The organism is Saccharothrix hoggarensis, from assembly GCF_042678885.1.
GTDB lineage: Bacteria > Actinomycetota > Actinomycetes > Mycobacteriales > Pseudonocardiaceae > Actinosynnema > Actinosynnema hoggarensis.
In genome coordinates, this window is sequence record NZ_JBHTLK010000075.1 from 1 (window position 1) to 21,441 (window position 21,441).

26 protein-coding genes are annotated in these 21,441 nt (G+C 73.1%); 11 read left to right on the plus strand and 15 right to left on the minus strand.

Annotated features, from left to right (window positions below; all coding sequences use genetic code 11):
- Positions 1 to 88 precede the first annotated feature (88 nt).
- Positions 89 to 973: a LysR family transcriptional regulator gene (locus ACFQ3T_RS16425; protein WP_380724138.1), complete on the minus strand. Its 885-nt coding sequence runs from the start codon at positions 971 to 973 to the stop codon at positions 89 to 91.
- A gap of 131 nt (positions 974 to 1,104) precedes the next feature.
- Between ACFQ3T_RS16425 and ACFQ3T_RS16430 the strand changes: the two genes are divergently transcribed.
- Positions 1,105 to 2,028, plus strand: a complete 924-nt coding sequence (locus ACFQ3T_RS16430) for a zinc-binding dehydrogenase (RefSeq protein WP_380724139.1) — start codon at positions 1,105 to 1,107, stop codon at positions 2,026 to 2,028.
- 225 nt (positions 2,029 to 2,253) lie between these two features.
- Here the strand turns inward: ACFQ3T_RS16430 and ACFQ3T_RS16435 are convergent, their stop codons facing one another.
- Positions 2,254 to 2,934: an SDR family NAD(P)-dependent oxidoreductase gene (locus ACFQ3T_RS16435; RefSeq protein ID WP_380724140.1), complete on the minus strand. Its 681-nt coding sequence runs from the start codon at positions 2,932 to 2,934 to the stop codon at positions 2,254 to 2,256.
- Entirely contained in the window at positions 2,931 to 3,347 is a 417-nt protein-coding gene (locus ACFQ3T_RS16440) for a VOC family protein (protein ID WP_380724141.1), read from the minus strand. The genes ACFQ3T_RS16435 and ACFQ3T_RS16440 overlap by 4 nt, the downstream gene beginning before the upstream one ends.
- Positions 3,348 to 3,394: 47 nt before the next feature.
- Here ACFQ3T_RS16440 and ACFQ3T_RS16445 point away from each other — a divergent pair, with 47 nt between their 5' ends.
- A complete protein-coding gene (locus tag ACFQ3T_RS16445; protein ID WP_380724142.1) occupies positions 3,395 to 4,093 on the plus strand; it encodes a GntR family transcriptional regulator in 699 nt (232 codons plus the stop codon).
- A 78-nt stretch (positions 4,094 to 4,171) separates the two neighbouring features.
- On the opposite strand, the gene ACFQ3T_RS16450 is transcribed toward ACFQ3T_RS16445, so the two are convergent.
- The 4 genes from ACFQ3T_RS16450 to ACFQ3T_RS16465 form a co-directional block, all read right to left on the minus strand.
- Positions 4,172 to 5,278, minus strand: coding sequence for a hypothetical protein (locus ACFQ3T_RS16450; protein ID WP_380724143.1), 1,107 nt, complete (start codon positions 5,276 to 5,278; stop codon positions 4,172 to 4,174).
- 10 nt (positions 5,279 to 5,288) lie between these two features.
- The gene (locus tag ACFQ3T_RS16455) at positions 5,289 to 5,789 is read right to left on the minus strand and encodes a SigE family RNA polymerase sigma factor (protein ID WP_380724144.1); all 501 of its coding nucleotides are present in this window, start codon (positions 5,787 to 5,789) and stop codon (positions 5,289 to 5,291) included.
- A gap of 318 nt (positions 5,790 to 6,107) precedes the next feature.
- Positions 6,108 to 6,257, minus strand: coding sequence for a hypothetical protein (locus ACFQ3T_RS16460; RefSeq protein WP_380724145.1), 150 nt, complete (start codon positions 6,255 to 6,257; stop codon positions 6,108 to 6,110).
- A 65-nt stretch (positions 6,258 to 6,322) separates the two neighbouring features.
- Positions 6,323 to 6,745 carry a winged helix-turn-helix transcriptional regulator gene (locus ACFQ3T_RS16465; protein WP_380724146.1) on the minus strand — a complete coding sequence of 141 codons (423 nt, stop codon included), beginning with the start codon at positions 6,743 to 6,745 and terminating at the stop codon, positions 6,323 to 6,325.
- A 77-nt stretch (positions 6,746 to 6,822) separates the two neighbouring features.
- On the opposite strand from ACFQ3T_RS16465, the gene ACFQ3T_RS16470 reads away from it, so the two are divergent.
- From ACFQ3T_RS16470 to ACFQ3T_RS16480, 3 genes are all read left to right on the plus strand, one after another.
- Positions 6,823 to 7,689 carry a Rossmann-fold NAD(P)-binding domain-containing protein gene (locus ACFQ3T_RS16470; protein WP_380724147.1) on the plus strand — a complete coding sequence of 289 codons (867 nt, stop codon included), beginning with the start codon at positions 6,823 to 6,825 and terminating at the stop codon, positions 7,687 to 7,689.
- A gap of 145 nt (positions 7,690 to 7,834) precedes the next feature.
- On the plus strand, positions 7,835 to 9,352 hold the full coding sequence (locus ACFQ3T_RS16475) for an alpha/beta fold hydrolase (protein ID WP_380724148.1): 1,518 nt from the start codon (positions 7,835 to 7,837) through the stop codon (positions 9,350 to 9,352).
- Between the two features lie 289 nt (positions 9,353 to 9,641).
- On the plus strand, positions 9,642 to 10,409 hold the full coding sequence (locus ACFQ3T_RS16480) for an SGNH/GDSL hydrolase family protein (protein WP_380724149.1): 768 nt from the start codon (positions 9,642 to 9,644) through the stop codon (positions 10,407 to 10,409).
- A gap of 99 nt (positions 10,410 to 10,508) precedes the next feature.
- On the opposite strand, the gene ACFQ3T_RS16485 is transcribed toward ACFQ3T_RS16480, so the two are convergent.
- The 5 genes from ACFQ3T_RS16485 to ACFQ3T_RS16505 all read right to left on the minus strand — a co-directional run bounded on the left by ACFQ3T_RS16485 (position 10,509) and on the right by ACFQ3T_RS16505 (position 13,689).
- A complete protein-coding gene (locus tag ACFQ3T_RS16485) occupies positions 10,509 to 11,324 on the minus strand; it encodes an alpha/beta fold hydrolase (protein ID WP_380724150.1) in 816 nt (271 codons plus the stop codon).
- A complete protein-coding gene (locus ACFQ3T_RS16490) occupies positions 11,321 to 11,839 on the minus strand; it encodes a PadR family transcriptional regulator (RefSeq protein ID WP_380724151.1) in 519 nt (172 codons plus the stop codon). Before ACFQ3T_RS16490 ends, ACFQ3T_RS16485 begins: the two co-directional genes overlap by 4 nt.
- 103 nt (positions 11,840 to 11,942) lie before the next feature.
- On the minus strand, positions 11,943 to 12,167 hold the full coding sequence (locus ACFQ3T_RS16495; RefSeq protein WP_380724152.1) for a hypothetical protein: 225 nt from the start codon (positions 12,165 to 12,167) through the stop codon (positions 11,943 to 11,945).
- A gap of 145 nt (positions 12,168 to 12,312) precedes the next feature.
- Positions 12,313 to 12,840 carry a hypothetical protein gene (locus ACFQ3T_RS16500; protein WP_380724153.1) on the minus strand — a complete coding sequence of 176 codons (528 nt, stop codon included), beginning with the start codon at positions 12,838 to 12,840 and terminating at the stop codon, positions 12,313 to 12,315.
- Between the two features lie 282 nt (positions 12,841 to 13,122).
- Positions 13,123 to 13,689, minus strand: a complete 567-nt coding sequence (locus tag ACFQ3T_RS16505; protein WP_380724154.1) for a TetR family transcriptional regulator — start codon at positions 13,687 to 13,689, stop codon at positions 13,123 to 13,125.
- A 93-nt stretch (positions 13,690 to 13,782) separates the two neighbouring features.
- On the opposite strand from ACFQ3T_RS16505, the gene ACFQ3T_RS16510 reads away from it, so the two are divergent.
- From ACFQ3T_RS16510 to ACFQ3T_RS16525, 4 genes are all read left to right on the plus strand, one after another.
- A complete protein-coding gene (locus ACFQ3T_RS16510; protein ID WP_380724155.1) occupies positions 13,783 to 14,190 on the plus strand; it encodes a hypothetical protein in 408 nt (135 codons plus the stop codon).
- 100 nt (positions 14,191 to 14,290) lie between these two features.
- Positions 14,291 to 14,647 (plus strand): YidH family protein, encoded by a 357-nt coding sequence (locus tag ACFQ3T_RS16515; RefSeq protein ID WP_380724156.1) that lies wholly within the window; start codon positions 14,291 to 14,293, stop codon positions 14,645 to 14,647.
- A complete protein-coding gene (locus tag ACFQ3T_RS16520; protein ID WP_380724157.1) occupies positions 14,644 to 14,934 on the plus strand; it encodes a DUF202 domain-containing protein in 291 nt (96 codons plus the stop codon). The genes ACFQ3T_RS16515 and ACFQ3T_RS16520 overlap by 4 nt, the downstream gene beginning before the upstream one ends.
- A gap of 52 nt (positions 14,935 to 14,986) precedes the next feature.
- On the plus strand, positions 14,987 to 15,928 hold the full coding sequence (locus ACFQ3T_RS16525; protein WP_380724158.1) for a Leg1-related protein: 942 nt from the start codon (positions 14,987 to 14,989) through the stop codon (positions 15,926 to 15,928).
- Between the two features lie 82 nt (positions 15,929 to 16,010).
- Here the strand turns inward: ACFQ3T_RS16525 and ACFQ3T_RS16530 are convergent, their stop codons facing one another.
- The 3 genes from ACFQ3T_RS16530 to ACFQ3T_RS16540 all read right to left on the minus strand — a co-directional run bounded on the left by ACFQ3T_RS16530 (position 16,011) and on the right by ACFQ3T_RS16540 (position 18,965).
- A complete protein-coding gene (locus tag ACFQ3T_RS16530; protein WP_380724159.1) occupies positions 16,011 to 16,952 on the minus strand; it encodes an anti-sigma factor RsbA family regulatory protein in 942 nt (313 codons plus the stop codon).
- On the minus strand, positions 16,952 to 17,794 hold the full coding sequence (locus ACFQ3T_RS16535) for an MEDS domain-containing protein (protein WP_380724160.1): 843 nt from the start codon (positions 17,792 to 17,794) through the stop codon (positions 16,952 to 16,954). Before ACFQ3T_RS16535 ends, ACFQ3T_RS16530 begins: the two co-directional genes overlap by 1 nt.
- Before the next feature lie 301 nt (positions 17,795 to 18,095).
- Entirely contained in the window at positions 18,096 to 18,965 is an 870-nt protein-coding gene (locus ACFQ3T_RS16540) for an AraC family transcriptional regulator (RefSeq protein WP_380724161.1), read from the minus strand.
- A 188-nt stretch (positions 18,966 to 19,153) separates the two neighbouring features.
- Between ACFQ3T_RS16540 and ACFQ3T_RS16545 the strand changes: the two genes are divergently transcribed.
- On the plus strand, positions 19,154 to 19,801 hold the full coding sequence (locus ACFQ3T_RS16545; RefSeq protein ID WP_380724162.1) for an STAS domain-containing protein: 648 nt from the start codon (positions 19,154 to 19,156) through the stop codon (positions 19,799 to 19,801).
- 242 nt (positions 19,802 to 20,043) lie between these two features.
- A complete protein-coding gene (locus tag ACFQ3T_RS16550) occupies positions 20,044 to 21,441 on the plus strand; it encodes a family 43 glycosylhydrolase (RefSeq protein ID WP_380724163.1) in 1,398 nt (465 codons plus the stop codon).

Consider the following 21,441-nt stretch of genomic DNA (forward strand, 5'->3'; position numbering starts at 1 on the left):
TACGCCGGCAACCGCCCCCACCGCCGACGTCCCGGTGCGCGCACGGCGACGGGCGCCGCGGCGGCAGGCGGGCCCGTCCCCCGCCGGCTCAGCGGTCCTCCCCCGCCGCGAGGCAGGCTTCGGCGAGCTGTTCCAACAGCGGTGTCATGGTGCGCACGGCGAGCGAGGTGGTGATCTCCACGTGGGGGTCGGCCAACCTGCGGAAGGCCACCCGGCGCGGCACGACGGTGTCCGCCACGCCCTCGTAGACCACCGTCCACGACGGATCGCCCACCCCGATCTCCGCGAACGTGTCCTGGAGGGTGGTGAACGGCGCGCCGAGCTTCGGCTCGAACCCCGAGCGCCGGCAGGCGTTGACGACGAAGTCGACGAGCTTCGGGTTCCGCTCGCGCGGCACCAGTCGCAGCGGCAGGTCCGCCAGCAGGCTGAGGTCCAGTTCGGACGGACCGGCCAGCTCGTGGTCCGCCGGCACGACCGCCGCCAGCCGCTCCCGCCACACCGGGACGAGCCGCAACCCCTTGGCGCTCTTGACCAGGCGCACCAGCGCCGCGTCCAGCCGCTCGTCGCGCACCCGGTCCAGCCGCGCCCAGCACGGGACGCTCACCAGGTTGACGCGCACCAGCGGCTCGGCCTCCTGCAAGCGGGCGAGGACGTCCTCCAGCCGCCACCCCAGCGCCTCGGTCGTGCCGAGCCGCAGGGTGGGCGACTCGGGCGCGGCGGTGCACGCCACGGCGTCCACCGCGCGTTTCACCGACGCCAGCACGGCGCGCGCCTCGGGCAGGAAACGCTCGCCCGCCCGGGTCAGGACGACCTGCCGCCGACTGCGGTCGAATAGCTCGACCGCGAGTTCGCGCTCCAATCGTTGGATCTGCTGACTCACCGCCGGCTGCACCACGTACAATCGTTGCGCCGCTCGGCCGAAGTGCAACTCCTCCGCGAGCGTGACGAAGTACTGGACCTGTCGCAGTTCCACGATTCTCTAACCCCCGTGCGGCGGTCATAACGATCGGTGATCGCATGGTTAACGTATTGCCACTTGGCGAAAACGTCAATGTGAGCTGGAATGTCGGACACCACTCCTCTGCTACAGATTGGCAAGTCGCAATGCATGCTGTGATCGCCACCCCGGGCGACGACGAGCCGGTGTCCTTCGTCCAGGTGGGGCAGCCGGCGCAAACCGAGAGACAGGCGATTGTCTCCGTATACGCGTCCTCCGTGAACCGGGACGAATTGCGCATGCTCGCCATTCAGCCGCACGGGTGGCGGCCGGGCCGTGACGTCGCCGGGGTCGTCACGCGCAGCGCGCCGGACGGCACGGGTCCGCGGCGCGGGGCGCGGGTCGTCGGACTGGTGGACGGCGGCGGCTGGTCGGAGTCGGTCGCGGTCGACGCGTCACGGCTGGTGGAGCTGCCGCACTCGGTGACGATGGAGCAGGCCGCGGCACTGCCGACGGCCGGCCTGGCCGCGTTGCGCAGCCTCCGGCTCGGCGGGAGCCTGCTCGGCCGACGCGTGCTCGTGACCGGCGCGAACGGCGGCGTGGGGCGGTTCCACCTCCAGTTCGCCGCCCTGTCCGGCGCCGAGGTCAGCGCCGTGACCACCCGGGCCGAGCAGGTGGAGAAGGAGCTGAAGTCGCTCGGCGCGACCGAGGTGGTCGAGTGCGTGGAGGACGCCGGCGCGCCGTTCGACCTGGTGCTGGAGTCGGTCGGCGGCCGGGTGCTGGCAGCCGCGTTGTCGCAGGTCGCGCCGGGCGGGACGGTGGTGCTGCTGGGCAGCAGCTCGGGCGAGAAGACGCCGGTGGACGTGCACGACCTCGCCGGTGGCGGCGGCGCGCGCGTGCACAGCTTCGGGCCGGGGCTGAACACCGAGCCGGACGGCGCGGACCTCGAAGTGCTGGTCGACCTGGTGGCCGCGGGCCGGGTGCGGGCCGAGCCGGGGCACACCGCGGACTGGTCGCGCCTGGCCGACGTGCTGCGACTCGTGCGCGACCGCGGCCTGTCGGGTGGAAAAGCCGTGGTCACCATGAGATGAGCGCGAATAGGCGAACAGCGCTCAATTATTCACCTTCCACAATACGGACGCCTAATGGTGCCGTCGGGCCGGGACGGGCCGCTGTCGGCCATTCGGCCGGCACCCCGTCCCGGTCCGCCGAGTGCGGCCGGCGCGACTCTCGCCGGGCGGCCGGCCGGCCGGACACTCGATTTCCCGCATTCGCATTGCGAGTCGGCCGGCGCGCACCGTGAACCGGCGACGGCACTACGTCCGCAAGTAGGACGCGCCGTTGAGGTCCAGCACCGCGCCCGACGCCCATTCCGCCTCCGCCGAGGCGAGGTAGACCACGGCGGCGGCGACTTCCTCGGGCTTCGCGACCCGGCCGAACGGGCTCTGCGCGCGGACGTCGTCGGTCACCATGTGGGCCACCCGCTCGGTCGCGACGAAGCCGGGCGCCACCGACGCGACCGCGATCCCGTGCGGTGCAAGGGAAACGGCGAGCGACTGCCCCATCGAGTGCAGCGCCGCCTTGCTCGCGCCGTAGGCCGGCATGGCCGGTTCGCCGCGGAAAGCGCCGCGCGAGCCGACGTTCACGATCCGCCCGCGCACGCCCCGCTCGACCATGTGCCGCGCGACGCGGTAGGACATGTTGGCGGCCCCGAACACGTTCACGTCGAACGTGCGGCGCCACAACGACTGCCACTCCTCGTACGTGGTGTCGGCGAACGACCCCAGCTCCACCAGCCCGGCGTTGTTGACCAGGACGTCGATCGCGCCGAGGGTGTCGGCGGCCGAGTCGACCACGCGCGCGACGGCGTCCGGGTCGGCCAGGTCGGCGTCGGCCGACGACAGCGCCACCACCCGGTCACCGAGGTCGCGGAACGCGTCGGCGATCGCCGCCCCGATGCCCCGGCTGCCGCCGGTGACCAGAACCCCGCGGCTCACTTCGCGAACACCTGCGACTCGTCGCGGAAAGCCTTGAACTCCAACGCGTTCCCGGCGGGGTCGCGGAAGAACATCGTCCACTGCTCCCCCGGCTCGCCCGCGAACCGCAGGTACGGCTCGACCACGAACTCCGTGCCGGCGGCGCGCAGCCGGTCGGCCAGCGCGTGGAACTCGGGGATCGGCAGGATCAGCCCGAAGTGCGGCACCGGCACGTCGTGGCCGTCGACCGGGTTGTGGCCGGAGTCGCCGCGCGCGCCGGGCACGACGTGCGTGACGACCTGGTGGCCGTAGAAGTTCCAGTCGACCCACGCGTCGGCGGAACGTCCCTCTTCGAGGTTGAGCACGCCGCCGTAGAACGCGCGTGCCGCGGGCAGGTCGTCGACGGGGATCGCGAGGTGGAAGCCGGGTCTCATGCCCTCACCTTGACCACCGGACCGCGCCGATGTCAACATTCGACATCATGCAGCTGCGCAAGGCCGACCGGCGGGGACTCGCGGACGAGGCGGCCGACCGGATCAGGGAAGCGATCTTCGCCGGGGTGTTCCCGCCCGGCTCGCCGGTGCGCGAGGTCGAGCTGGCCGCGTCCCTCGACGTCAGCCGCGGCTCGGTCCGCGAGGGCCTCGCCGTGCTGGAGCGGGAGGGCTTGGTGCGCAGCGCCTGGCACCGCGGCACGCGCGTCATCGACCTGACCGCGCAGGACGCGGAAGAGGTCTACTCGGTCCGGGCCGCGCTCGAAGGGCTGGCCTCCCGCAGCGCCGTCGGCCGCGTCGACCTCGACGCCCTGGGCGAGCTGGTCGACGCCATGTCGCGACGCCTCGCCGCCAGCGCCCCGAGCGACGAGCTGCTCGCGCTGGACGTCGAGTTCCACGACACCGTCTACCAGGCCGCCGGCAACCGCCGCCTCCTCGAGGCGTGGCACGCCGTGCGCTCCCAGGTGTACCTGTTCCAGCTGACCCGCATCCGGCTCGGCTACCACGGCTACCGCGCCGTGGTGGTGGACGAGCACCGGGAACTCGTGCGCCTGCTGGAGGTCGGCGACCCCGAGGCGGTGACGACCTTCGCCGAGGAGCACGTCCGCTCGGCGTTGCGGGTGCTGGTCGGCCAACTCGGCCAACCGGACCACTCGGGCCACTCGGGCCAACCGGGTCGGCTCGGCTGACCCGCGGGGACGGGTGAGACCAGGTCGACGGGCGGACGTCGACCTGGCCTCGGGCCGTTCGGCGGACCCCGCCGGTCCTCAGCCGCCGAGCCAGCCCAGATCGGGGTTCGCGTCCACTTCGGCCTGCTCGGCGATCGCGATCACCTCTGCCCGCGTCAGCGCCGGACCCGCCGCCCCCAACCCCGACCCCGCCCGCACGGTGAGCCGGCGACCGTCACCGAGGTCGACCGTGAGCACCCAGTCGGTCCGGTACCCCGCCTGCGTGGACGTGTCGCCGACGGGTGTGGCCAGGTGGCCGGTGCGCCCGCGGACGGTGACGGTCTCGCCGCCGGCGTCGGCGCCGCGGTCCAGCGTGGCGACCTCCACGTGGACGTAGGCGTCGAACGGCCGGTCCGCGAAGACGCTCGCCTCCCAGGAGGTCGGCGACGTGCCCTCCACGTTCGCGAAGTGCGTGACCACGCCGGCCGGCAGCGGACCGGTGCGCAGCGGCACGTGCACCCGCGCGTCGTCCGGCTCGACCGAGCGGGCGACGCGGAGCAGGTCCTCCTCGGACAGCCCCAGCCCCGGCGCGACGAGCATGAGCTTGGTGTTCGCGTCGACCCGCCACGTCACGGTGGCGTCGCCGTCGTAGCGGCCGGGCTTGCCGTTGATGTCGACCTCGCGGTCGCGCACCACAGCGCCGCTTCCGGGGTTCACCACGGGCGGGGCCTTCGGCTCGCTGCCCTCGGGCGAGGCGTAGGCGTACAGGCCCAGGTTCTCCTCCCCCGCCGACGGGGGCTGCCAGATCCGCACCGTGCTCGCCTTGGCGTCGGGTCCGCTCGTGAGCGGGACGCTGCGGGACCGCTCGGACACCCCCGGCGGCAGCCAGGTCGGCCGGTAGCGCAACGGGAACGTCGCCGAGTCCGGCGGGGGCGCGGCACCGGCCGTCGGCACGGTGGTGGGCGGCGTGCTGAGCGACGCGGCCGGCCCGGCGTCACTCCCGGAGTCCCGCAGGACGACGACCGGCACGGCGACGGCGACCGCCACGAAGGCCGCGGCGGCGACGGCGATCGCCCTGGTGCGGTGCGCGCGGGTCTGGCGGGCGGCACGCGCGGGCAGCGCGGCCCGGACGCGGTCCGGGTCCACGGCCAGCTCTTCCTGGCGGCGCACGGCGTCCCGGACCAGGTCTTCGATGTCGTTGTTCACCTGCACTCCTCTAGATCCTGACCCGATCGGCGGGCAGCGCGGCGCGCAGCGCGGCCAGCCCTCGTGAGAGATAACTGCGGACGGTTCCGGTTCGGCAGCCGAGCAAGTCGGCGATCTGCTCGTCGGACAGGTCCTCGTAGTACCGCAGCGCGATCGCCGCCCGCTGCTTCGGCGGCAGCCCCGCGATGAGCCGGCGCGTGAGGTCGCGGTCGTCGACGGCGTTGGTGCGGTCGGGGACGTGGGGCGCCACGCCCTCCAAGGTCTCCTTCGGCAGCAGCACCAGTTGCGCCGCCTTGCGCCGTCGCCACGACAGGAACTCGTTGAGCACCATGCGCTTGACGTACTGCTCCGGCGCGTCGAGCTTCCCGATCCTCGACCACCTGGCTTGCGCTCGGACGAGGACGTCCTGCGTGATGTCCTCGGCCAGGTACCGGTCCCACGTCACGACGGTGGCGTACCGGATCAGCGCACCGAGCCGTAGGGCGACGAACTCCTCGAAGGTCACTGACACTCCTGCGACAGGTCGAACAGGCCAACCCCCCAACGCATCCGGCGCGCCGATCCGTTGCACGCCGCCGCGGGAGCGCCGGCCGGTGGCCCGTCGACCGGGCCGCCGGTCAGAACGCCGGGAGCCGCACCGCGTCGAACAGGCGTCACCCCGCCTGGCGGTCGCCGGTGACGGCGGGCGTCCCGGCGGGGAGGGGTTCGGCGAGCGCCCTCGATCACCCGGTCCAGCGTGCCGCGGGCCGGTGCACCGCTTCGGCAGGCTCCGGCGCCGGACTGAACGCGCCTCGCCCGGCACCGCGCTACGCCCGGCGGAGCGGTGGGCTCACCCGCCGAACGGGTTGACGTCCCCGAGCAGGTCGACCAGCGGTCCGAGCAGGTCGGCGACGACCTCGCGCACCGCCGGCACGAAGATGATCACGGCCAGCAGCAGGGCCACGTACGGGGCGATACCGCCCTTGCGCTTCGACGCCATGCACACCCCCGGATGCGTTGCCCGCCCCAGCATGGCACGGCCGCCCCGGGCGACCGGCGGACAGGTCAGCGGCCGGTCTCGTCGGGGTGCTCGGCGTCCCACCGCCGCCGCGCCGCGTCCATGGCGTCCTTGTGGTCGCGGGACCAGTCGGCGAGGCCGGCGATCGTCACCGCGAGGCTGCGGCCGACGTCGGTGAGCGCGTACTCCACCTGCGGCGGGATGGTCGGGTGCACCGTCCGCTCGACCAAGCCGTCGCGCCAGAGCCGGCGCGTGGTCACGGTGAGCATCCGCTGCGAGATGCCGGGGATCGCCCGCTGGAGCTCGCGGTAGCGGCGGGTGCCCTTGGCCAGCTCCACGACGACCAGCACCGTCCACTTGTCGCCGAGCCGGTCGAGGACGTCGCGGACGCCGCAGTCGTCCTCGCCACACGGCCCGACCGGCTCGGCACCGCCGACCTGCGGGGTTACCCCGGTGTGCGCGACAGACACGGTAGTGCCCCCTTACGGTCCCGGCCCGTGATCACGACCCTGTGGTCGTCCAACCCAGACGATTCAAGGGGTATTCCATGATCTTGGTGACCGGTTTCTCGGGCGCGCTCGGCGGTCTGGTCCACGACCGGCTCGTCGCCGCCGGCCTCGACGTCGTGGCGGGCACCCGCGCGGCCGTCGGCACGGCCCGCCGGATCGACTTCGACGACCCGTCGACCCTGGTCGGCGGTTTCGGCGACGTCCGGGTGCTCGTGTTCGTCTCCGCCGGGTACGCCGAGGACGACGTGGTCCTGGCCCGCCACGGCGCCGTGGTCGACGCGGCCGCGGCGGCGGGCGTCCGGCACGTGATCTACACCAGCCTCACCGGTTCGGGTGACCAACTGAGCATCGCCCTGGCCCACCGCTGGACCGAGGCCCGGCTCGCCGCGGCCCCGTTCGACGTCACCGTGCTGCGCAACGGCCTGTACGCGGAGATCCCGGCCGGCCTGGCGCTCGACGCCGCCGGACCCGCCGCCGCCACCGGCGTGTTCACCGCGCCCCTGGGACGGGGCCGGGTGTCGGTCGTGGCCAGGGAAGACCTCGCCGACGTGGCGGCCCGCGTCGCGGCGGAGACGTGGGCCGACCTGTCCGCCGGACGGCCCGGCCGGCACGCCGGGCGCACGTACGACCTGGTCGGAGCCACCGCCGTCGGCGGGGACGACATCGCCGCGGCCCTCACCCGGTCCCTCGGCCGCCCCGTCGCCTACGAGCCCGCGTCGCTTGCGCGGACCCGTCCCGCGCTCGTCGCCGCCAGGCTGGAGCCGTACCAGGTGGCGCACACGCTCTCGATGTTCGCCAACATCGGCGCGGGTCTGCTGGACGCCACCGGCGGTGACCTGGCCGGACTCCTGCCGACCCCGCCGCGACCGGCGCTGGACGTGATCACCCAGGCCCTCACGTCCTGACACATCACCGAGTCGGCCCCCTCGACGTCACTGCTCGTGCGGCCGGAGGGCCGCACGGCCGTCGTGGGGCGAGCGGAGCAACGATCCGCGGGCTCCGTCGTTAGATCGGCTGCCTGCCCCGCACGCCGACGACCGGAGGAACCCGATGCGCAGGAAGACCGCACTCGCCGCGGCGGCCGTCTCGCTGGCGACGGCGCTGGCCGCCGTGACCGCTCCGACCGCGGCGAGCGCCGACCACCCCGCGCCGGTGAACACCTGCGTCGCGAGCGTGCCGGAGACCGATCCGCTGGAGCCGGGCCCGGTGGAGATCTGCGTCAGCGTGTTCAAGCCCGCCGCCGCCTCGCGGGACAACCGGGTGCCGGTGCTGCTGCACAGCCACGGCTGGGGCGGCACGCGCACGTCCGCGCCCGGCTCGTTCCAGCGGTACCTCGACGCCGGGTTCGGGGTGGTCAGCATCGACCAGCGCGGGTTCGGCGAGAGCGGCGGCAAGGCGCACGTGGAGGATCCGGCGTTCGAGGGCGAGGACGTCATCCGGGTGATCGACCACGTCGCGTCGCTGGACTGGGTGCGCGAGACCGGGCCGGACGACCCGGTCCTCGGCGCGATCGGCGGCTCCTACGGCGGCGGCTACCAGTTCGCCGGCGCGTTCACCGAGATCATGAAGACCGGCCGGACCCGGTTCGACGCGCTCGCACCGCAGATCACGTGGCACTCGCTCAACGACAGCCTCGCCCCGCGCGAGGTCGTCCGCACGACGTGGGTGACCGCACTGTTCGCCGCCGCGCCGACCGCGCACACGTCGACGGTCACCGCCGGCTACGCCGAAGGGCTGGTCACCGGCGACTGGCCGGCCGCGATGGACGAGTTCTTCCGCGACAACGGCCCCGCGCACCACGTCGCCGCCGGACGCCGGCTGGACGTCCCCGTGCTGCTGCGCCAGGGCGTCAGCGACAACCTGTTCCCGCTGGACCAGGCGATCGACAACTTCGACCGCGCGCTGACCTCCCGCGCCCGCGCGAAGAGCCTGCTGGTCGGCTACAACGGCGGCCACGCCCTGCCGAGCGTCCTGCCCGCCGGGCACGCGGTGGCCGGCGACGCCTGCTCCGCCCGGCTGGGCGGCGCCGGTTACCACGAGCTGGAACTGCGCTTCCTCGCGGAGAACCTGCTGGGCGCGCCGCGCACGCTGACCGGCCACGGCCGCTACCACCTGATGACCGCCGAGGGCGGTTGCGTCACCGTGGACTCCGTGGCGCCGAACACGACCGCCGCCCTGCCGGACATCGCCACCACCGCGGCCGTCGGCGTGCCGCAGGCGGTCAAGATCGCGGACGGCCCCCTCACCGTCGCGGGCTCGCCGACGCTGAACGCCGTGGTCACCGCGCTCGGCCTGGACAGCCGCGCGTTCTTCGCGCTGAGCGTCGGCACGTCCCCGCTGGACGCGAAGGTGATCCAGAACAACGTCCTCCCCCACCGCGAGGAGGGCCTGAACCTGGCCGCCCGCCGGACGATCGAACTGCCGTCCGTCGCCGCCACCGTCCCGGCGGGTCAGTCGCTCTTCCTCACCGTGAGCCCGGTCTCGGACATGTTCGTCCTGCACGGGAGCCGCACGCCGGGCGCGATGGTGCTGCGCGACGTCACCGTGCGCCTGCCGGTCGTGCGGTGACGCGTCGCGGCAGGCCTGCCGTCAGCTTCGGCGACACCCCGCGTCGCCGCGGGCACGGACGGGGATGCGGCGGTCCGTCCACAGTGGACGTCCGGTGATCCGCTGCCGCCCGCTGTAGCCTGGACCGCGGGGATCACGACGGCGGGAAGGGGTCACCGTGCCGGGACTTCGGCGGTTCGCACTGGTCGGGGCGCTGGCGGTGGCCCTCGGAGCGTGCACCGGAGCGCCGACTGCGCCTCCACCCGCGCCGTCGTCCGCCACGGGCGAACCGCCCGCCCAGCGCGTGCACGTGTCGTTGGGCGACTCCTACGCCACGGGCTACCGGCCGGCGAACGTGCCCGCGGGCACCGGCCGCGACGGGTTCGCCTACCTCGTCGCCGAGCGGTCGGACCTGCGGCTGATCAACCTGGCGTGCAGCGGCGCGACGTCCGCGCAGCTGAGGGCGGAACCGGGGTGCGCCCCCGGCAACCGCGGTCCGGACGCGCCCGACCTCGCCGGCCTCACCCAGCTCGACGCCGCCGTGCGCACGCTGCGCGAGCACCAGGGACGGGTCGGCCTGGTGACCGTCGTGATCGGCGGCAACGACCTGGCGCCGTGCGCCCGGTCGCAGGACCCGCTGGGCTGCGCGTCCCAGGCCGTGGCCGACGTCCGGGCCAACCTGGCCGCCACCCTGCCGGCCCTGCGCGAAGCCGCCGGCGACGCCCCGATCGTGAGCCTGACCTACCCGGACGTGTTCCTGGGCGCGTGGGTGTCCCCGGCGTTCCCGAACGGCCAGGGCCTGGCCCGCCTGTCGGTGTCGTTGTTCCGCGACTTCTTCAACGCCGCCCTCAAGTCCGAGTACGAGAAGGTCGGCGCGAAGTTCGTCGACGTCACCGCCACCACCGGCGGCTACGGGCCGTTGACGGAGATGACCCAGGACCCGACCTACGGCCAGATCCCCACCCCGGTGGCCAAGGTGTGCGCGCTGACGTACTTCTGCGACCACACCGACGTCCACCCGACCCCCGCCGGCCACGAGGCGATCGCCTCGGCCATCCTCACCGCCACCGGCCGTTAGGGCCTCCCCGCGGGGCGACGTGCCACCGACCCTCGTTCCGCTGAACCCCCTTCCCGGCAAGCCGTCGCCCACCCGGACCGGCGCTCCTCGCCGTGCCCGTCACCGTCGGGCACCGGTTCGCATCACGGCGGCACCCCTCGAAGCCGCCGGGATGAGACGCGGGTCGACGGTTCCGCCCAGCCAGGAGCGCAGCACGTCGTTGAACAGGACGACGTCCTCGACGTTCCAGATGTGGTGCACCCCCGGCGCGAGCCGCAGCCGCGCCTGCGGCGCCGCCTGGGCGATGGACGCCAGGGAGTCGCGCACACCCGCGGATTCCTTCTCGCCCGCGATCGCGAGCAGCGGGCCGGTGTAGCGGTGCAGGGTCGGCGGAACGCCGCCCGCGAACACCTCGGCGCTCATCGCGGCCATGGTTTCGCGGCGCACCGACAGGCCGTGCGAGACGTACCGGGCGCGCGCGTCCTCCGGGAGCCCGAACGCCACCGCCTGGCCGCGCCAGAACCACGGCGCCCGCCAGAAGGCCAGTTGCACGCGGCAGATCAGGCGCACGCCGAGGCCGACCGGCGTGAGCGGCGCGCCGGTGACGAACCCCGAGCGCACGCGGTCCGGGTGCCGCGCCAGGACGCGCAACGCGGTCAACGCGCCCAGGGAGAGCCCGACGAGGTCGAACGGACCGTCCACGCCGTGGTCGGTCACCCGTGCCACGACGTCGTCGGCCGCCGCGTCCAGCCCTCGCCAGTCCTCGCGCACGCGCTCGCCGAAGCCCGGCAGGTCCGGTGTGATCACCACGCGGTCGGTGAGCGCGGCCAGCTGCGGCTCCCACATCCAGTTCGCGACGTTGCCCCCGTGCAGCAGCACCAGCGGGCGGTTCACCGCGTCGTGGTCGGGCCGGTGCACCTCGGGGAAGCCGCTCACGTGATCTCCTCCTCGGCCGCGTCGAGCCACCTCAGCTCGGTGCGCAGGTGCACGATGCCGTTGTCCAGCGTGGCGAGGCGCAACCGGGCGGCGCGATCGCGCGCCGCGAACCCGGCCCGCGTCCGCTCCAACTCGTCCAGCCGCGTCCGGACCTCCTCGCGACGCCGCGCGAACAGCGCGCGGAGGGCGTCGTCGTCGAGGCCCGAGCCGAAGAAGACCCTGGCGAGGAACGGGTCGCGCTCGACGTGGCGCTCCGGCTCGCTCGCGAGCCACGCGGCGAGCGCCGCCCGTCCGGCGGCGGTGATGCGGTGCTCCTGGCGGTCCGGCGCGCCCGACCCGGCCACCGTCTCGACCTCCGCGAAGCCCTCGGCGACGAGGGTGGCGAGGGTGCGGTAGATCTGCGCCTTGTCGGCCGCCCAGAAGTGGCCCACGGTCGAGTCGAAGTGCCGCTTGAGGTCGTAGCCGGTCATCGGCGCCAGGGAGAGCAGCCCCAGGATGAGGCGGGACAGGACCATGGTGAGTAGTAGACAACTCACCTAGGTGATTTGTCAACTAGGTGCGGCGGGCACGCCGACGCGGGGCCGACCGAACCGGCCGGCCCCGCGTGGCGATCGGTCGCTACTTGGAGGTCTGCTCCAACGCCACCAGCGCCGCGGCGACCTTGAACTGCTTGTTGGTGCCGAGGTCCCGCACCGTCTTGATGTTGAACGCGGCCGCCAACTTCTCCGCGTCACCCGCGCTGACCCCCGCCAGCGCGGCCACCGGCGCGTCGAGGATCTTCGACAGCTCCAGCTCCTCGTACGCCTTGTCCAGCTGCTTGTCCAGGTTCACGGAAATAGCCACAGAAGGTTCCCTCCGAGAGGTGCCCGATCAGGACTCGCACATACCGACGAGGCATACCTCCGCGGGCGGCGGCTCACACTTCCGTGACCATTAACACCACCCGATCGAGGGAGGTTGATCAGTGCCCGAAGCGCGACGGCGCTGGTCAGAGGCCGATGATCAGGGAACCCACGAGGGTCAATTGAGAGACCCCAGTGGTCGCGCAGCTGATCGGGTCCGGGTTCAGGGCGGTCAGCTGCATCTTCGCCGGTTCGGCGGCGAACGTCCCCGAGGTGATCGACCCGAGCAGCAGGATCACGATGTTCGCGCCCACCCGGCTGGAAGTCCTGTTGTAGGAGTAGGTGCTCGGCGCGGCGGCCGGGTCGGTCCAGGTGAAGGTCCGGGTGCCGCTGCCCTGGTAGAAGAGCTGGGTGCAGCTGTAGTTCGCCAGCGTGGCGGTCTCGCTGTAGGAGCCGGTGGCGGCGGAGCCGTCGGCGCAGTTGAAGAGCTGCCCCCGGACGGTGACGGTGACGGTTCGCGGGGTGTTCGTCACCGGCTCGCTGAAGGACACCACCTCGTTGACGAGGCACGTCTGCCCGGCCTCCGCGTGAGCCGTCGACACCACGCCGAACAGCGTCGCGAACGCCACCAGGCAGGCGGCGGCAACCCGTGACGCGACCTTCATCCCGTTCATCCCGAACCTCCTCGGCAGCGGACAGCCCGCGAGGTCGGGCCGCACCCACACCGGGCACATCGCGACACCCCGCCGCCGCGTTACCGATTGATCACTCTCCGTAGAACGTTAGTTGAGTCGGGATGCCCTTTCCGGTAGCCGCAGCCCTGAAATGACTGCGCAAGGTGGCTTCAGAACTCCGCGCGGTCCACTCAGGACCGCAAGGGCGCGAAGTCCGGAAAGGACACTCCGCTCGTCCCTTTCGGGCGGGGGCGGAGCCCCAACGCCGGTCGACGAACTCGGTCACGCCTCGTCGGGCGCGCGGTTGAGGAGGAGGGCGCCGGCGCGCGCCCTCACCTCGGCGCGACTGCGCCCGGGGTGGTCGGCGGCGAGGAAGTGGCTGCCGATCGCCATGCAGAAGGCGAGCAGGCTGCGCGCCTCGACCTCGTCGGGGTCGGCGCAGAACGTGCCGATGGCGTCGCGGAGCAGCTGCATGCGCCGGTTGTCCACGCGGCGCAGGCGTTCGGCGACCTCCGGGTCGCGGCGGGCCCAGTCGCGGATGGCCAGGTCGATCGGGAGCAGGCGGTCGCCGGAGAACGTGAGCTGCCCGGCCAGCCGGACCCGGTCGAGCACGTCGTCGCTCTCCCGCTCGATCCGTTCGAGGACGTCGTCGGTGCTCTCGCGCTCCCAGACGTCCAGCATCTCCGTCAGCAGAGCGCCGCGGTCGGCGAAGTAGCCGTAGAACCCGCCCTTGGTCACGCCGAGCGCCTTGGCCAACGCCTCGACGCGCACCGCGTCCACACCGCCCGCGGCCAGCGCCCGGAGCCCTTCCTCGACCCACATCTCACGCGGTGTCCGCAACGCCCCCATGAGGTGGGCCTCCTCGTTTGGTGATCCGGTTGTACGGTGCCGCACAGTATGGGACGCTCCCGTTGTACGCGACCGTACAACGGGGGCAATCCGATGATCAAGATCGCCGGTTGGATCATGGTGGTCTACGCCGCCGCGCACACGCTCGGGGCGCTGTTCGTGGTGGGGGCCGCGCGTCACGCCGGGGCGTGGTTCAGCGGGGAGCTGTGGCACGACGACCTCGCCGACATGAGCCCGGCCAACAGCGCCCTGTGGCTCAGCCTCGACAGCTTCGGCCCGCCGGTCGTCGTCATCGGTCTGATCGTGCTGTGGATGGACCGCCGGGGCATCACGCCGCCGCCGTTCATCGCCTGGACGCTCGGCGTCCTGACCGTGGTCGACGCCGTGATCCTGTTCCTGACGCCGTGGCCGATCCTCCTGGTGGCGATCGTCCTGCTGCTCGTCGGCGCCCGCCGCGCCACTGCCGCGGGTCAGCCGGAGGCCGAGGGCGCGCGTTCCTGAGCACTCCCCGGTCGGGGACGCGCCGCGCCGAGCCGGATGCGGTTAGCTTGCCCGCGTGGGCCGCCACCAGGGCGGTCGCCCTGGTACGCGCGGAGGGCTGATGGGCGGCGAGCCGGAGCGGTCGTCGGCGGACCGTGAGCCGGACTACCGGTTCACGTTGGCCAACGAGCGGACGTTCCTGGCGTGGTTGCGCACGGCGCTGGGCCTGCTGGCGGGCGGCGTGGCGGTGAGGCAGCTGGTGCCGCCGTTCGCGTTCCCCGGCGCGACGCTGCTGCTCGGGCTGATGTGCATCGCGCTGGCCACCGTGCTCGCGGCGAGCAGCTACCCCCGGTGGCGCGCGGTGCAGCGGGCGATGCGGGCCGGGCAGCCGTTGCCGACCAGCCGGGTGATGATCGTGCTCGCGGTCGGGGTGCTGGTCGTGACGGTGACGGCGGGCGTCCTGGTGGTCCTCGGGTGAGCGACCCGCGCGATCCCGGCCTGCAACCCGAGCGCACCGACCTGGCCTGGCGGCGCACGGCGTTCAGCGCGGCGGCGTGCTCGATGTTCCTGCTCCACGCGGCGGCCCGCGGGGGGTGGGGCGTGCGGGTGGTGCCCGGCGTGCTGATCGCGGTGGTCGCCGTCGTGGCCGTGTGGCAGGGCAACCGCGGACGACAGCGCCGCCCGGTCGGCCTCGACCGGCTGTCTCGGGCGGTCGGTGTCCTGGTCACCGTCGCGTGCCTGTCGGCGGTCGCCCTGGTGCTGTGACGACACGGGCTTGCGTTGGACACCGACGGTGACCTCCCGGACACTTCTGGTCATGGCCCACCCCGACGAGCTGGCGGCCCTGGACCTGTACCCGGTCTGGACGACGGCGGAGGACCTGGCCGAGGCGTTCGACCCGTTCCGCTTCGAGCAGCGGATGGCCGCCTACCGGATGATGATCAACAACACCAACCCGGCCGACCGGTTCGGGGCCGACAACAGGCACAACCCGCTGTGGGGCCTGATGTTCCAGCACCAGTGGCAGTTCCGCACCGGTCGGCTCGGCGAGCACACCCGGTTGGACGGGTGGATCGACCCGGACGCGCCGTGGGGCTACGGCAACTACACGCTGAGCGTCATCCCGTGGCTGGCGGCCGGGGAGGCCGGCGTGGTCCCGGCCCTGCCGGTCGCCGACCCGCAGACCCGCTCCCGCTTCCGGTACGTGTCGGGTGGGGCCGTGCCGGACGAGCTCGCGCCGGCGGTCGCCGACTGGCGGGCCTATTTCGCCCTGGTGGGCGGCAGCGGGCCGGTGGACCCCGAACCGGCGCGCCTCGCGCTGTGGAAAGCGCACAAGACGTGCCTGGACGTCGTGGTCGACGCGATCGCCGACGTCGACGGCGGACCGTGGCCGGCCCTGGAGGTCAGGTTCCTGCGCGGCTGGTGCCGGATGGTCGACTACCTGTGGGCCGCGGCCTGGCCGACCGACTTCGCCTTCATGACCGCGCACGGCCTCGACGTGCTGCCCGAGTCGCTGCTCACCACGCCCGAGGACGTGAGCGCGCTGCCGGCCAAGACCCGCGACAACGTCGTCAACGTCCTGCGGCTGGCCGACACCCCGAGGTGGCGCTACGCCGTCAACCTGGCGCTGTGGAAGCGGGTCATGCGCACCCGCGAGGCCCGCGACCAGGTGTTGCCGCTGCTCGACGCGGTGTTCAGCCCGCGGCCCGACAACGCCGGCGAGCGCCGCAAGCTGCTCGGCTACCTGCTGCGCCCCTGACCTCGCCACTGACCGCGCCTTCCGGCCACACCCCCTGGCCCACACCTCTGGCCCGCGCTCGGCCGCGCGGGCCGCCGGCGACCTAGGCGTCGATGCGCAGGAAGGCGTGCGTGGTCGTGCCGAGCGGGGTGGTGTGGACGCGGACCAGGTCCGCCAGCTGGTTGATCATCAGCAGGCCGCGGCCGCCTTCCTGAGTGGGCGGGGCGGGGCGGCGGCCGGCGAGCGGGTCGGCCAGGTAGCCGGCGTCCCGCACGGTGCAGACGAGGTGGGCGCCGTCCTGCCAGACGCTCACCACGCACGCGCCGCCGCCGTGGCGGAGGCTGTTGACCACCAGTTCCGTGGTGATCAGCGCGAGGTCGGCCGCCCGGTCGGCGGACAGCCCGAGGTGCTGCCCCTGGTCGGTGGCGAACCGGCGGGCCCCGCGCAGGTCGGCGGTGGTCGCGACCTCCAGCGTGGCGGCGGTCGCGGCGGTGTCGAGGGACAGGTTGTACCGGCTCACGACGGCGTCGGGCGCGTAGTGGTCGCTGTCGTAGTGGCGGCCGGTCTCCCACACCAACGGGTGGGTGGCCAGCGCGTCGGTCAGCACGTGCTCGTCGAGCGCGGTGACGTCGTACGGGCACGCGATGGTGACGTCGCGCCCGGCGAAGGCCAGGTTGATCAGCGCCTCGTGCTGCGCGCACGCCGGGTACTCGACCTCGCTGCGCCCGGCCCAGATCGGCTCGCCGATGATCCGGACGTGCTTGCCTGAGTGCCTGTCGGCGAACCGGCGCAGCACGGCGGGGATGATCCGGCCCGGGTTGCGGCCCTCGACCTCCATGTCGAGCAGCAGCACCTCGTCCGTCACGTCGCCCAGGGCGTCGCGCAGCAGCCTCAGCCGGTCGCCCGGCACGGCCGCGGCGACCGGGTGGCCCAACGCCACGCCGTCCTTGACGAAGGGCACGAGCAGGTCCAGGTACTCCTCGTCGGAGGCGTAGAACACCGCGGGGTGGACGAAATCACCCCGCGGCGGGATCTCGGTGATCATCACGCGGCGCGCTCCACTCGGACGTTGGAGAGGTCGAGCAGGTCCACCAGGGTCGCCACGCCCGGCCAGGACGCGCGCAGCACGACGGACGCGCCCCGGTCGGCGGCGTGCCCGGACAGGTGCAACAGGCTGCGGTGGTCGACGAAGGTGAGGTCGGTGGCGTCGAACACCAGCCGTCCGCCGCGGGGGCGGAGGTCGGCCCGTTCGAGCGCCAGGGTGAACAGGTCGCCGTTGGTCGGGTCCAGCTCGCCCGCGAGGGCGGTGAACCGGTCGTCGGCGGCGTGCAGCCGGAAGCCGGGGGACGGCGTGTTGGAGTTGGGGTGCATGCACGCGACCTGCGCGAAGGCGCGGTCGTCCACCTCCGCGCCGGAGTAGGCGCACATCGCCGAGAACGGCTGGTCTGCCATGTAGTGGTCGATCCGGTGCTCGTAGCGGGCGAAGGCGGCCAGCTGCTCGGGCGTGCGCACCAGCGGCGTGCAGTCCGCGGCGACCCGCAACCCGGCGTACCCGGCGGCCAGGGCGGCCTCGGTCGCCTCGGCGTACGCCCGCACCTGCGTGACGGGGTCGACCACCGCGCCGCTCGGGTAGGAGGCGTCCAGCGGGTCGACGTGCGCGGCGCCGGTCCGCAGCGCCTCGTCGACGCCCGCCACCCCGTCCAGGTGGCGGACCAGCGCCTCGACGTCACCGGGGCCGGTGTAGCGGACGCGGTACCCCGCGGCGAGCCCCTCGGACAGGAACTCGCGGGCGCGATCGCGGAACTCGCGGACGTCGCCGTACCGCCAGCACACGTGGTCGTGTGGACCGAATCCGCGCACGTGTTCCACCAGGCCGGACCTGCGCATCTCTACTACCTCACCACTTCCCCGGAAGTGCCACCACAGCGACGTTCGGAGAGCTCGCCGCAGCGTACGAGGGCGACAACGCGACACCCGCACGGCGTGACCGGAGGCGGCTCGGGGGCTCAACAGGGGGACGGTCGCGTCGCGTGTCGTCGACGTCCCTCACGAGAGATGGTACCTGCGACGGCCACGGGCGGAGCAACGGGAAGCCCGGCCGGTCACGGGACGGCCCGGTCCGGCCGCCTCCCCGCCGCATGACGGGGAGGCGGCCGGAACCAGCGCGTCACGGTTCACGGACGGACGGTCACGCCGGCTCGACCGGGAGCCACAGCTCGCACGTGGCGGTGCCGAAGTCGTCGGCGCGGTCGAGCACGGCGACGACGGAAGGACCGGGTCGCAGCCGCCACGGGTTGGACGGGAACCACTCGGTCGCGGTGGCCGCCCACGTGCTCTGCAGGGCGTCCGGGTAGGGGCCGTCGGTCCGGAAGACCGCCCACGTGCCCTCCGGCGCCTCGATGGCGTCGAGGTCGCCGGGGGTCGGGGTGTCGCCGGAGACGGCGACGCCGTGCAGGTAGGTCAGCTCGCTGCCCTCCCGGGCGTCCGGGTCGACGTCGTCGCAGACCTGCAGCAGGCCGGCCGGTTCGGCGTCGCCCAGCGCCTTGAGCCGGACGTGCTCCTCCGGCGGCAGGCCGGCGATGTGCCGCTGGATGTGCGGGTTGACGCCGCGGTGGACCAGCGGGACGCGGGCCGCGTGGCCGACCAGCCGGAACGCGGGGCGGTCGACGAGGCGGGTGCGCATGGGAGTGCTCCCTTCGACGGTCAGGCGGAACCTGAGGCGTGGTTGTGCGAGAAGGGGGCCTCCGTCGCGGCGGACGTCACCGGGGCCGGCGCCGTGGACCGCCCGGAAGGCGCGTCCGAACGCCTCCGCCGAGCCGTACCCGTGCCGCACCGCGATGCCGAGCAGGTCGTCCCCGCCGCGCACCACGTCGGCGGCGGCGAGGGTCATGCGGCGTCGGCGCACGTACTCCGACAGCGGCATGCCGGCCAGCGACGAGAACATCCGCCGCAGGTGGTACTCGGTCGTGCCGAGCGCCTTGGCCAGGCCGTCGACGTCCACCTCCTCCACGAGATGGTCCTCGACCAGGTCGACCAGCCGGTTGAGTGCCGAGATCACGAGGCCTCCTTCCGCCGTCGACTCTCGCGCGCCGCGACCCGCCCGCGCCCGACCGTTGCGGACCGATCCGATCGTCGTCCCGTGGTGGACGATGTGTCGAGCGGGCCGGGGTTGGGTAACAGGTGCCGGGTGACTACGGAACGGACGGCGTGACACCCGTGTGTGCCCGCGGTGGATGAGGGAGCAGCGTGGACGGGAATGTCGATCAGGCGGCGGTGACGGTGAAGGTCGCCCGGCGCCGGGGCGTGGCGTTCGTGGAGGTGCACGGCGAGATCGACACCGACACGTACCGCCAGGTGCGCCAGGAGCTGTTCGCCTGCCTCGACGGCGCCACCTCGGCGCTGGTGGTCGACCTGGCCGGGGTGGCGTTCCTCGGGTCGATGGGCATCGCGGTCCTGGTCGAGGTGCGGGAGCGGGCGAGGGAGCTGGGTGTCGGCTTCGCCGTCGCGGCCGGGCAGCGCACGGTGGTGCGGCCGATGCGCATGAGCGAGGTGGACCGGCTGCTGGGGCTGTGCGCCACCGTGGCGGAGGCGGTGGCCGTGGCGCGGGTTGACGCCGAGCGGCGGCCCCTCCCCGACGGTCCCGCGCACAACGCTCCTGTGCAGGCCCCCGCGCGCAACGCGCCCGTGCAGGCCCCCGTGCGCAATGCCCCCGTGCAGGCCCCTGTGCAGACCCCTGTGCGCAATGCACCCGTAAGCGGTCCCGTCCGCAACGCCCCTGTGAACGCCCCCGCGCACAACGCTCCCGTGAACGCTCCTGCGGACGCGCCCGTCCACAACGCTCCCGTGGACGGGCCGGGGCGTGCCGACGACGGTTTCTCGTGGTGGTCGTCGTAACCCGGTGAGCTCACGGCAGGTACGCACCTCGCTGAGCCCGTCGTGGCGTGTGAGCGATAACAGACCTTGACGTCGCAGCTCGATCGGCGCAATTGGATCACCGGCCTCGTCACGCTGAGTTCATCTTGAGCATCATCACCGTTGGCTGTTAGCGTTCACATCGCGTGGCCGCGGTCACATCGACGCACTCCCCCGTCCCGACGTGGGGTGGCCGCACCCACCCCGAAGAGATCGGAGTGATCATGCGTCGGCGAACGCGCACTTCCGCGGTGCTGTGCCTCACCACCTTCGCCGCGCTCCTGCTGTCCGCGACGCCCGCGAGCGCGGCCGAGCTGCCGACCGGCGCGCGGTCGTTGGAGTCGGTCAACTTCCCCGGCCGGTACGTCCGGCACCAGGACTACCTGGGCCGGCTGGACGCCGTGACGTCCGGCAGCACGGCACAGGTGAAGTCCGACGCCACGTTCACCGTGGTCAACGGGCTGGCCTCGCCGTCGTGCTACTCCTTCCAGGCCCGCAACGGCCAGTTCCTGCGACACCTGGACTGGCGCGTGCGGCTGGAGACCAACACCGGTGACGCGACGTTCCGGGCCGACGCGACGTTCTGCGCCGTCGCCGGGTCGGTCGCCGGCTCGGTAGCCCTCGCGCCCGTGAACCACCCGGACCGACGGGTGCGGCACCGGAACTTCGAGCTGTGGGTGGACGTCGCGCAGGACACGGCGACGTTCCGCGCCGACAGCTCGTTCCGCCTCACCGCGCCGTGGACGCCGAAGACCACCAGGGGTCCGGTGATCCCCGGTCTGTTCGCCGACCCGCACATCACGAACATCAACGGCCGGTACTACCTCTACCCGACCACGGACGGCTACGCGGGCTGGGCGTCGCCGTACTACAAGGCGTTCTCCTCCACCGACCTGGTGAACTGGACCGACCACGGTGTGATCCTCAACCACGGGCCGGACGTGTCGTGGGCGGACAACTCCGCGTGGGCGCCCGCCGTGGTGGCCAAGAACGGCCGGTACTACCTGTACTTCAGCGGCGGCGCGGCGTCCGGCGACACGGGCAAGCACCTCGGCGTCGCGGTGTCGGACTCCCCCACCGGTCCGTTCCGCGACGCCCTCGGCAGGCCGCTGATCCGCGCGGGCGCCTACTCCGGGCAGGCCATCGACCCGATGGTGTTCACCGACGACACCGGCCAGTCCTACTTGTACTGGGGCAACGGCACGGCCTACGTCGTCCCGCTGAACGCCGACATGGTGTCCTTCGACCCCGCCGAGGTCCGCGACATCACCCCGGTCGGGTACCGCGAGGCGTCGTTCGTGTTCAAGCGCAACGGGACCTACTACTTCATGTGGTCGGAGAACGACACCCGCGACGAGGACTACCGGGTCGCCTACGCCACCGGGACGTCCCCGCTCGGCCCGTGGACCAAGCGCGGCGTCGTGCTGCAGAAGCGGTTGGACCTCGGCATCAAGGGCCCCGGCCACCACTCGGTCGTCAAGGCGCCGGGCAGCGACACGTGGCACGTGGCCTACCACCGCTTCGCGGTGCCCGCCGGCAACGGCGCCAACCGCGAGGTCGCCGTCGACCGCATGACCTTCGACGCGAACGGCCTCATCAACCCGATCGTCCCCACCCCGTGA

Coding starts and splice junctions, on each gene's coding strand:
- ACFQ3T_RS16430 (WP_380724139.1), top strand. CDS start 1,105: ATGCATGCTGTGATCGCCACCCCGGGCGACGACGAGCCGGTGTCCTTC.
- ACFQ3T_RS16440 (WP_380724141.1), bottom strand. CDS start 3,347: ATGAGACCCGGCTTCCACCTCGCGATCCCCGTCGACGACCTGCCCGCG.
- ACFQ3T_RS16445 (WP_380724142.1), top strand. CDS start 3,395: ATGCAGCTGCGCAAGGCCGACCGGCGGGGACTCGCGGACGAGGCGGCC.
- ACFQ3T_RS16460 (WP_380724145.1), bottom strand. CDS start 6,257: ATGGCGTCGAAGCGCAAGGGCGGTATCGCCCCGTACGTGGCCCTGCTG.
- ACFQ3T_RS16470 (WP_380724147.1), top strand. CDS start 6,823: ATGATCTTGGTGACCGGTTTCTCGGGCGCGCTCGGCGGTCTGGTCCAC.
- ACFQ3T_RS16475 (WP_380724148.1), top strand. CDS start 7,835: ATGCGCAGGAAGACCGCACTCGCCGCGGCGGCCGTCTCGCTGGCGACG.
- ACFQ3T_RS16490 (WP_380724151.1), bottom strand. CDS start 11,839: ATGGTCCTGTCCCGCCTCATCCTGGGGCTGCTCTCCCTGGCGCCGATG.
- ACFQ3T_RS16500 (WP_380724153.1), bottom strand. CDS start 12,840: ATGAACGGGATGAAGGTCGCGTCACGGGTTGCCGCCGCCTGCCTGGTG.
- ACFQ3T_RS16505 (WP_380724154.1), bottom strand. CDS start 13,689: ATGGGGGCGTTGCGGACACCGCGTGAGATGTGGGTCGAGGAAGGGCTC.
- ACFQ3T_RS16510 (WP_380724155.1), top strand. CDS start 13,783: ATGATCAAGATCGCCGGTTGGATCATGGTGGTCTACGCCGCCGCGCAC.
- ACFQ3T_RS16515 (WP_380724156.1), top strand. CDS start 14,291: ATGGGCGGCGAGCCGGAGCGGTCGTCGGCGGACCGTGAGCCGGACTAC.
- ACFQ3T_RS16525 (WP_380724158.1), top strand. CDS start 14,987: ATGGCCCACCCCGACGAGCTGGCGGCCCTGGACCTGTACCCGGTCTGG.
- ACFQ3T_RS16530 (WP_380724159.1), bottom strand. CDS start 16,952: ATGATCACCGAGATCCCGCCGCGGGGTGATTTCGTCCACCCCGCGGTG.
- ACFQ3T_RS16535 (WP_380724160.1), bottom strand. CDS start 17,794: ATGCGCAGGTCCGGCCTGGTGGAACACGTGCGCGGATTCGGTCCACAC.
- ACFQ3T_RS16550 (WP_380724163.1), top strand. CDS start 20,044: ATGCGTCGGCGAACGCGCACTTCCGCGGTGCTGTGCCTCACCACCTTC.